This window comes from Streptosporangium sp. G11 (assembly GCF_051192615.1).
Lineage (GTDB): Bacteria > Actinomycetota > Actinomycetes > Streptosporangiales > Streptosporangiaceae > Streptosporangium.
On sequence record NZ_JBPJUQ010000153.1, the window covers coordinates 1 to 9217 of the forward strand.

11 protein-coding genes are annotated in these 9217 nt (G+C 66.6%); 4 read left to right on the forward strand and 7 right to left on the reverse strand.

Features of this window, described 5'->3' with window-relative positions:
• The 3 genes from ACSDR0_RS47850 to ACSDR0_RS47860 form a co-directional block, all read right to left on the reverse strand.
• A partial coding sequence (locus ACSDR0_RS47850; RefSeq protein WP_435295647.1) for an aldo/keto reductase occupies positions 1-299 on the reverse strand: 299 nt, incomplete at its 3' end.
• Positions 300-641: 342 nt separating this feature from the next.
• Positions 642-1190 (reverse strand): hypothetical protein, encoded by a 549-nt coding sequence (locus ACSDR0_RS47855; RefSeq protein ID WP_435295648.1) that lies wholly within the window; start codon positions 1188-1190, stop codon positions 642-644.
• Between the two features lie 425 nt (positions 1191-1615).
• A complete protein-coding gene (locus ACSDR0_RS47860; protein WP_435295657.1) occupies positions 1616-2197 on the reverse strand; it encodes an aldo/keto reductase in 582 nt (193 codons plus the stop codon).
• Between ACSDR0_RS47860 and ACSDR0_RS47865 the strand changes: the two genes are divergently transcribed.
• The 3 genes from ACSDR0_RS47865 to ACSDR0_RS47875 all read left to right on the forward strand — a co-directional run bounded on the left by ACSDR0_RS47865 (position 2138) and on the right by ACSDR0_RS47875 (position 4063).
• Entirely contained in the window at positions 2138-2614 is a 477-nt protein-coding gene (locus ACSDR0_RS47865) for a hypothetical protein (protein WP_435295649.1), read from the forward strand. The two genes, ACSDR0_RS47860 and ACSDR0_RS47865, sit on opposite strands and share 60 nt — an antisense overlap.
• 134 nt (positions 2615-2748) lie before the next feature.
• Complete coding sequence (locus tag ACSDR0_RS47870; RefSeq protein WP_435295650.1) at positions 2749-3621, forward strand: recombinase family protein; 873 nt, start codon at positions 2749-2751, stop codon at positions 3619-3621.
• 97 nt (positions 3622-3718) lie between these two features.
• Entirely contained in the window at positions 3719-4063 is a 345-nt protein-coding gene (locus tag ACSDR0_RS47875; RefSeq protein WP_435295651.1) for a hypothetical protein, read from the forward strand.
• Between the two features lie 103 nt (positions 4064-4166).
• On the opposite strand, the gene ACSDR0_RS47880 is transcribed toward ACSDR0_RS47875, so the two are convergent.
• From ACSDR0_RS47880 to ACSDR0_RS47895, 4 genes are all read right to left on the reverse strand, one after another.
• Positions 4167-4664: an arylamine N-acetyltransferase family protein gene (locus ACSDR0_RS47880; RefSeq protein ID WP_435295652.1), complete on the reverse strand. Its 498-nt coding sequence runs from the start codon at positions 4662-4664 to the stop codon at positions 4167-4169.
• 86 nt (positions 4665-4750) lie between these two features.
• Positions 4751-5689: an amidohydrolase family protein gene (locus ACSDR0_RS47885; protein WP_435295653.1), complete on the reverse strand. Its 939-nt coding sequence runs from the start codon at positions 5687-5689 to the stop codon at positions 4751-4753.
• Between the two features lie 40 nt (positions 5690-5729).
• Entirely contained in the window at positions 5730-6161 is a 432-nt protein-coding gene (locus tag ACSDR0_RS47890; protein ID WP_435295654.1) for a nitroreductase family deazaflavin-dependent oxidoreductase, read from the reverse strand.
• A 31-nt stretch (positions 6162-6192) separates the two neighbouring features.
• Complete coding sequence (locus ACSDR0_RS47895; RefSeq protein ID WP_435295655.1) at positions 6193-7680, reverse strand: MFS transporter; 1488 nt, start codon at positions 7678-7680, stop codon at positions 6193-6195.
• Between the two features lie 119 nt (positions 7681-7799).
• Here ACSDR0_RS47895 and ACSDR0_RS47900 point away from each other — a divergent pair, with 119 nt between their 5' ends.
• Positions 7800-8768 (forward strand): Lrp/AsnC family transcriptional regulator, encoded by a 969-nt coding sequence (locus tag ACSDR0_RS47900; RefSeq protein WP_435295656.1) that lies wholly within the window; start codon positions 7800-7802, stop codon positions 8766-8768.
• The last annotated feature ends 449 nt before the right edge of the window (positions 8769-9217 follow it).

Here is a 9217-nt window from a genome sequence, read left to right on the forward strand (position 1 = left end):
TCGGGCCGGGAGTTCAGACCAACGGACTTGCCGTCCTGGATGTCCCAGCCGAACTTGGTTGCCAACTGGACTTGATCACGGATGGGGCCGATGGCCTCACCCACGAGTTCCTCGTTGACGTAAGGCCCGTAGACCTCTGCTGTATCAAGGAATGTTACTCCGGCGTCCACGGCACCCCGGATCACGCTCACCATGTCCTCGTGAGGGCCGGGGTTTGGGCCGTAGCCCTGAGACATGCCCATACAGCCCAGACCGATGGCCGAGACCTGCATGGCCTGTCCGAGCGTCCTGACGTGCACCGCTACCTCCATACTCGATGAGCGAGACCTTGTCGGGATCGTTGGGACGTTGAAGCACGATCCGACCTCGGTATCCGCACAGAGCCCACTCTTTCATGAGCATGATCGCGAGACTCATGGGAGGCGAACTCCTAGCGGTTTTCAAGACCGCTGCTGATCCCTACCAACGCTTACTCTGACCTGGCATTACAGCCAGGTTGCTTCCGAAACCCACAAGATCGATTCACGCCACGGCTGCGTCGCCTGAACAGTTCGGTATGCACAGGCTATCAAGGCCAGAGAGCCTCGCATCCCTCACAACGGGATCTACACATCTTTTGCTCGCAAATGAGACATGCGCATTTATTCGGGAATGACGCCCAGCAGCCCCTGCGATGAAAACCAGTCGCGGTCGAGAAACCGCCCACTGACTCTTCCCAAGACACATAGATACTCTTCTAGCTGCCCTTCTAGTGAATTAATGTCATATCTCAGATCCTCCCAGTAAATGCGATATTCTTCCTCATCATAGATGGTTCCATCCCATACACCATTGTGGATGTAAGAGAGTTCATCGATTTCTCCTATACCGTAGATGCATGAGACATCGAAAACGCGCTGGCCGCCTAGGCTGAGGGCCTCCGGAGATGACCTCAATCCATTGAGATAAAGAACTAGGGACCAGCCGGGAGCAAGGCGGGTAATCCAAGCCCGATACGACCCATCGGACGTAGAACCGTAAAATTCCATGGCAGCTTGAAAGTCGCACACGACTGTCGTCTCTGCTTCGATGTGCAGCCGCCGGGCCACCTCGCCGATGTCTTCGATGCTGACCCATTGGGCCATAAAGAAGCCATGGAGTCCATGTTCGAATAGGAGACTCTGTTGATTTTCGGCAGGAAGGGCATTCATGGGAGATATCCAGATTCTGTACGACGACGGCGAGAGGAAAGCGGGCGAGAAGTTTAGCAATGCCACTCCTCGCCCGCCTCCGCAACAGGCACCCGACTGGCAGGCAAGGCCTCGCTGTCTGGACCACAATCGGTCACGCTGCTCGGCGATGCGTGGCTGGAGGTTCATGCTGTTCATTCAGTGGTGGCGGGGTGCATTGGCGCGCTGGCCGCGACCGGCCGAAGAGCCGCAGCGCGGCCAGCTGACGCCCGGACGCGCCGCTGGCCGCCGCAGGCGGGCGGCTTGACCTTGTAGAGAAAATCGTCGCCGATCGGGCTTGCATGAAGATCTTTTAGGCTTGCGGATCTGGCCTCGGGCGGTATGGCTGGGAGCATTTCGGCAGCTCAACCGGCCTTCGTCGTCTCGTCGAGGCGATCAGGGCGATGCTACGCGGTGGCGGTCTTCTTCCTGCGCGAAGTGAAGTACTTGTTGTAGTGGTCCTGCATGGTGACGAAGCGGGCCCAGCCGTGGCGTTCCTGGAGGTGGAGGGCCTTGGCAAACTGCCAGGCGTGCATGGAGGACGCGCCGAGGTAGCGGGCCTTGCCGGCCTTCACCACTTCGTGCAGGGCCTCCAGGGTCTCCTCCAAGGGGGTGTCGTTGTCGAGGCGGTGGATCATGTAGACGTCGACGTGGTCGGTGCCCAGCCGGGTCAGGCTGGCGTCGATCTCGGCCATGATCGCCTTGCGGGACAGGCCGCCGCCATTGGGGCTGCCCGGGCGCATGGCATGGCGGACCTTGGTGGTGATCACGACGTCGTCGCGGTTGGCGTAGTCGTTCAGGGCGCGGCCGAGGATCTCCTCGCTGGAGCCGTAGGAGTACAGGTTGGCGGTGTCGAAAAAGTTGATGCCCGCCTCCAGGGCGTGCTTGATCAGGGGACGGCTGGCCTCCTCGCCGAGGGACCAGACGGGGTGGCCGCGGTCGGGTTTGCCGTATGTCATGGCCCCGATGGCGACGGGCGAGACGTCCAGGCCGTCCTCGACAGCGCCTCACATCGCTTCTACCCGGACTGGGAACGCTTCGCCGACACCTCCGTCGCCATCTTGCGCACCGAGGCCGGCCGCGACCCGCACGACAAGGAACTGCACGACCTCGTCGGCGAGCTCTGTACCCGCAGCGAGGAGTTCCGCACCCGCTGGAGCGCCCACGACGTGCGCAACCACGGCACGGGCGTGAAGCACTTCCACCACCCCGTCGTCGGTGATCTCACCCTGGCCTTCGAAGGATTCGACCTCATCGCCGAGCCCGGCCTCACGATGACCGTCTACAGCGCCGAACCCGGATCCTCCTCCGAACACGCCTTGCGGCTCCTGGCCTCCTGGGCCGCCACCCCCGACCAGAGCGACCAGCCGAACAACGCAAACCCTCCGCGCAGTCGGCACAGCTGACCCACCAAGCGGTGTTTCACAAGCGACCACCTATGAAACAGGTCGCCGACCGCAGGCCATCCAGGGCAAAGTATGTTTCATGAGTTGTTGCAAATGACCCACCTTCTGAAACACCCACATGAAACGATGTCGGGGTGAGTGACGACGACTTCCTGCGCGTGGAAGCGCACGACTGCCCGATGTCCTCCTGCGCCGCGCCCGCCGGCTCGCCGTGCCGGACCGGCAAAGGTAAGGTGGCCATCCAGTACCACACCGCCCGATTCCGCCTCGCGCCCCACCTGGTCAAGACCCTCAGCGTCCCGACACCTGCGGTCCGCAAGCCGGGATCGGCCTGGGCCGAGCTACCCCGCCCGACAGCGGCCGGCACCGCACCGGCCGGGCACGTGCGGATCGGCTATGCCCGCGCCTCCACGACCCGCCAGTCCCTGGACACCCAGCTTGACTCCCTCCAGGCCGCGGGCCTCGCCCGGATCTTCTCCGAGAAGATCTCCACCCGCGCCACGAGCCGTCCCGAACTCGAACGGGCCGTCGCCCTGGCCCGCGAACTACGCGCCTCGGGCGTCGCGGTCACCCTCGTGGTCCACGAGCACAAACGGCTCGGCCGCGGCATCGAACTCGCGACACTGGCCGAACAGCTCAAGGCCGGCGACATCGGCTTGGAGTTCCTCACCGGCGAACTCCAAGGCTCTCACGATCCGTCCGGGATCGTGTTCACCGTGCTGGCCGCCCTGTCGGGAATGGAACGCGAATACATCCGCGACCGCACCCTGGAAGGCCACGAATCCGCCCGCACCCGCGGCAAAACCGTCGGCGGCGCCGCCGTCACCGACGACACCATGCTGTCGATGGCCATGCACCTGCGCGAGCAGAACCTCAGCCTGCGCGAGATCGCCTCACGGCTCGTCATCACCAAGGGCAAGAAGAAGGGCCGGCACCCGTCGGCGGCCACCATTTTGCGCATGCTCCGCGACCACGACGAAGCCACCGCGCCGTCGGCATCGCCTTGAGCTGACCAGCCTGTTTCGCAAGCTCAGCACATTCCTTTGGCCCTCGCCGTAGCGGGTGACAGGCCAGGTCCCTGGCAGTGGGGTTACCGTCATCCTCGTGGACACCTCCCAGACCCCCACCCCCGACAGCAGGCCCCAAAGCGACCGGGACAAGGCCGAACTGCTCTACCAGCTCGCCGAGCACGCCTACGGTCACATCGGCTACGAGGACAGGACCGCGGCTGAGCTGGCCGATCGGACTCCCGGCGAGCGGCTGGCCGATGCGCAACTGCTGATGCTCCAGGCGATCTACCATGAATTGCGCCACGGCCACGACCAGGCGGCCGCACAGACGATGGCGCTGGCCGACCACTCGACAGCCTTGAACGAGCACGCAAGCGCCCTAGACAGCGCGAGTCACAGGATGGCCGGCCACGCCGACGCGCTCGACCGCTTCCGCTAACACCGCGCCCGTCTCCGGCTGCCACCCACGCCGCCCCGCCACGCAAACCCCTCCGACCCGCATCAGAACGGCAGATGGCGGTAACTCCGCCAGAGCCGGCTCGCTAACACCACTGACCGTTCCGTTGTCGATCAAGCCCCGTCACGCGGTAGTGCCAGTCGTCCTGCACGGATTCCGCGCCGTCCGCCAATTCGATCGGTTCCAGTGGGCTGCCGCCGAAGCCCACGTCGCAGAGCCACACGCGGTCTGCCCCGGCCACGCGCAACAGTCCGTGAGTGGCCGGGCGGACCGACGTCGAGCCCAGTTGTACGCGGCCCGACATGCCGGTGACCCGGTAGCCCAGCTGCGTCAACGCCGCTGCGAAGAGGATCGTGTGCTCCGAGCACGTGCCACCCCGGCGCTCGATCAACAGCTTTTCCTGCACTGACTCGATGTCCAACTGCACGGGGCGGCGCAGCACCATGTCGAGGTTGTTCCAGGGCATGGCCAGGACATGCGCGCGCTGCAGCGACGGCATGGTCGGCGTGGTCACCGGGTGGCCGATCCGGGAAAGGTAGGCATTCATGTCCAGCTTGGCGGAACCCCACTCGTCTTCATGCACTTTTCCGAGCTACCTTTCGCGTTGCCGCTTCGGGCGTTCCGTGTGCACCCCGCACACGGCGATGGACCTTCGACACTGTCTTCGGGTCACAGCCCCAGAAGAGCGCCGGCGTTCAGCTCCACGATGTCCTTGACCTGAGCCGCAGCCAGGCCGGCGTCCTCGATGTAGGTCCGGGCCCGCAGGTACAGGTCTCCCTGGAAGTAAGGGAAGTCCGAGCCCAGGACGATGCGGTCGGCCCCGAAGGTGTCGACGGCGGTGCGCAGCGCAGGACCGTGGAAGTTGGCGGCGTCCCACCACATCTTCTTCCACGTCTCGGTGGCCGGTTTCGGGGTGCCCCGCTGCCAGTAGGCCGCGCTGTCGTCGATCCGTTGGGCGAGGAAGGGCAGTGTCCCGCCGAGGTGGGCGACGAGGACTTTGATGTCGGGATAGCGCTCGGTCACCCCGGCGCTCACGAAGTGCAGCAAGCCGATGGTGTCCTCGAACGGTGCCCCGACCACCCAGCGGAGGTTGTGGTCGGCGATGAGCGGTGACGCCGCGTCCTGGCCCGACGCGTGGATGTAGAGGATGCCCTTGCGCCGGTTCAGTTCGGCCCAGAGCGGTTCGAACGATTTGTCGCCGAGGCCGCGGCGGGCGACCTCGGTGCCGATCGAGGCACCGAGCAGACCGAGGTCGTCCATCGCACGGGACAGCTCTTCGGCCGCGGCTTCGCCATGCGGGAGCGGCGTCGTGGCGAGACCGGCGAACCGGCCGGGGTAGCGGGAGGTCAGGTCCGCGTAGAGGTCGTTCGCGAGTTTGGCGGAGTCGATGGCGTCGCGTGCGTTGTCGAAGGTCGGCAGTTGCGGGGTCGCGGACAGCAGCTGCATGTCGATGCCGGCGGCGTCCATCAGCGCGAGGCGGTTGTCGATTTCCCCGGGGGCATCACCGGCGCGGACCCCGCGGGCGATGGGTGTGAAGGTGCTGCCGGAGGCTTCGAGCTTGTCGAGGTAGGTGGTGGGGAAGTAGTGGGCGTGCATGTCGATGCGCATCGCGTTCTCGCTTTCGGCGTGGCGCCAATGGTTTCTGTTGTTACCGGGGTTCCAGCACGAGCACTGGGATCACACGGTCGGTGTTCTTCTGGTACTCGGTGTACTGGGGGAAGGCGGTGACGGCGTGCTCCCACCACTCGGCCCGCTCGCTGCCTTGGAGTTCGCGGGCGACGTAGGTGCGGGTCTCGGTGCCGTCTTGGAGCTGGATCTCGGGATGCGCCTTGATGTTGTGGTACCAGTCGGGGTGGGCCGCGGCGCCGCTCTTGGAGGCGACCACGGCGTAGCGCCCGTTGCGTTCGATCCGCATGACGGGTGTGTGGCGCACCTTGCCGGATTTCGCGCCGCGCAGAGTGAGCAGCACGATCGGCAGGCCCTGCGCCTCGACGCCCTCGGTGGTGCCGGTCTCAAGGATCTTCTCCACCTGCATCCGGGCCCACTGGTTCGGGTCGCCCCAGGAACGGTCGTCGGTCATCATGTCCTCCGCGGTTCTCTCCGGGTGGGAGTCAATTGGTCAGTTCGCGCTGGTGGCCAGGCCGGTGCCCGGTCTGGCCGACACCAACGGGGTGGATTTCAGGGCCGGGTGCCGGGCGCACCAGCCACAGGACGAGCAGCCCGCCCAGGACGCCGACAGCGCCCGCGACGAGGTAGCCAGCGTCCAGGCCCGCTGCGATCGCCGCGCTGACCGCGTCGGTGCGCGGTGCGCGTCCTGCGGCGGCCGCGCCGACGAGACCCGGATCGTGCGCGTGGTGCTCGACCGTGGTCCGGAACACCAACCCCAGCACCGCGACGCCCACGGCGTAACCGAGCTGCCTGGCGGTGTTCAGCGCGCCGGCCACCATGCCGCCGAGTTCCGGCGGGGCCGCCGACATCGCCGCGGCAGTCAGCGTGGGGATCGCCAGCCCGATCCCCACGCCCACCACCGCGAGTCCCGGCAGCAGTGCGCTCACCCCCGAGCCCGGTCCGGCCAACATCTGCAGCCAGCCGCCGACGCCGATCAGCACCATCCCGACGCCGCCCGTCCAGCGTGGTGAGATGCCCTGGACCACCTGGCCTGCCAGGGCCGAGACCAGGAACCCGCAGCCTGCCATCGGCAGCAGCACCAGCCCCGCAGTGATCGGGGAAAGCCCGAGCACCCCCTGCAGCCACACCGAGGTGAACGCCAGGATCGAGAACGCCGAGGCCATCAGCAGCAGCCCAGCGACGATCGTCGCGGTGAACGAGCCCGACCGGAACAGCCGCAGGTCCAGCGAGGGGAATGCCGCGCGCCACTCAATCACCAGGAACCCCACGAGCGCCAGAGCCGCCACTACGAGGAACATCCACGTGCCCGGGGCCGCCCAGCCGCGGTCACCGCCCTGGATCAGCCCATAGGTCAGCGCGCCGGCGAACACCGTGAAGGCCAGCACACCCGGTCCGTCGAGGCGCACCCCCGGCCGACGGCTCTCGGCGCACACCACCAGCGTCACGACGATGGTCACCACGGCAACGGGCAGGTTGACCAGGAAGATCCACCGCCAGCCGACGTGCTCGGTCAGCAGCCCGCCGGCGAGCGGACCCAGCGCCGAAGCCGCACCGCTGACCGCGCCCCAGATGCCGAACGCGACACCGCGGTCACGCCCGGAGTAGGTGGAGTTCAGCATCGCGGTCGTCGTCGCGAACATCAGCGCGCCGCCGACGCCCTGCAACCCCCTGGCGATGATCAGCACCGCTGCGGAGGGAGCGACCCCGCAGGCCAGCGAGCCCAGTGCGAATAGCGCCAGACCGGCCACGTAGGCCCGCCGTCGTCCCACGATGTCGGCGACCGACCCCGAGCCCAGCAGCAGAGCCGCGAGCACCAGAGCGTACACGTCCAGCACCCACTGCAGGTCGGTGAACGAGGCGTGCAGGTCGGTTGCCATGTCCGGCAGCGCCACCGTCACGATCGTGACGTCCAACAGCAGCATGAAGGTACCGAGGCAGATGGCCGCCAGCGGCCACCAACGAGATTTCATACCGACAACATTGACCCCGGATTCGACACTATCGGCAATAAACTAGACCTCAGCGCAAGGAACTGACATAAGTTGCGGTTGTGAGACGGGAACCGTCACGAGCATCGAGGGGTGCGGCTGTGCAGGAGGACGTGGTCGGGCTCGACGCGGTCGACCGGGGGCTGCTGCATGCCCTGATCATTGACGGCCGCGCGCCGTTCGCCCGGATCGGCGAGGTGCTCGACGTCTCGGACCGCACCGTCGCCCGCCGGTATGCCCGGCTGCGGCAGGCAGGCCTGGTGCGGCTCGTCGGCGCGATCGACCCGGCCACGCTTGGCGGCGCGAGCTGGGTCATCCGCGTGCGCTGCCGACCCGGAACCGCGTCCGAGGTGGCCCGCGCCCTGGCACGCCGGGACGACACGCAGTGGGTGCACCTGGTTTCCGGCGGCACGGAAATCACCGCGAGCCTGCATTCCTGGTCACCGGACGAGCGGGACGAACTCCTCCTCGAACGCCTGCAGCGCACCACGCCCGTCGTCTCGGTGACCGCGCACAACGTGCTGCACACGTTCGGCGGCAACGGCGGCGGGTTCCGCACCCTCCACGTACTGGACGACGACCAAGTGGCGGTCCTGCACGCCGGGGTCCCCCGCGGCAGGGACCCCGTCACCCTCACCGACGCGGACCGTCCGCTGCTGCGTGCGCTGTCCCACGACGGACGCGCGTCCTACCCCGTGCTCGCCGGAAAGACCGGGTGGTCGGAGTCCACGGTGGCACGCCGCATCGAGGCGCTGCGCGCCGCAGGGACGTTGTTCTTCGACGCCGACATCGACGAGAAGGCACTGGGGTTCCGCGCGGAGGCCCGACTGTGGGCGTCCGTATCGCCTTCACACCTGCCCGAGACGGGAGCGGCGATCGCCGCCCACCCGGAGGTGGCGTTCTGCGCGGCCACCACCGGGACCACCAACATCCTCGCTGCCGTCGTTTGCAGGGACGGGCCGGACTTCTACCGCTACCTCACCGAGCGCATCGGCGCGCTGCCCCTCGTCCGCGAAGTGGAGACCGCGCCGCTCATCCGCACGGTCAAACGTGCCGGTGCCTTGCTGTGAGGGCTGGGCATCTCAGTAGGAGTGGGGGGTTGAGGAACATCGGAACGAAAAGTAACGCTAAGCCCTATCGCCCCAGGTCAGCCCACTGCGGCGGGCTGCCTGCTGCTGGCCGTCACGGGCGCGGGTCTCGGACTTGAACGTCTCGGGATAGTCCGGCATCTCGCGCCACGTTAACGACCCGGGGCCTGTTCTCGCAGGTCACGATGCTCGCTACGTACCTTTGTGCCACCCCGTCCCAGCTGAGGGTCCAGCACATCGGAACGGCCAGTCACATTAAGAACCATGATCACGTGCCCTTAGCGTGACTTTTCACAGTTCCGATGTTCCTCAACCCCCGACTACATCCGCGAGAAAACCCTCGAAGGCCGGCACGCCGCCGCCGCACGCGGCAACCACGGCGGCCGACCCAAGGTGATCGACGAGGACGACGTGCTCTTCGCCCGCGCACT

Excerpts from the sequence above, each read along its gene's own strand:
- ACSDR0_RS47885 (WP_435295653.1), bottom strand. The coding sequence starts at position 5,689 with ATGCGCATCGACATGCACGCCCACTACTTCCCCACCACCTACCTCGAC.
- ACSDR0_RS47895 (WP_435295655.1), bottom strand. The coding sequence starts at position 7,680 with ATGAAATCTCGTTGGTGGCCGCTGGCGGCCATCTGCCTCGGTACCTTC.
- ACSDR0_RS47855 (WP_435295648.1), bottom strand. The coding sequence starts at position 1,190 with ATGAATGCCCTTCCTGCCGAAAATCAACAGAGTCTCCTATTCGAACAT.
- ACSDR0_RS47890 (WP_435295654.1), bottom strand. The coding sequence starts at position 6,161 with ATGACCGACGACCGTTCCTGGGGCGACCCGAACCAGTGGGCCCGGATG.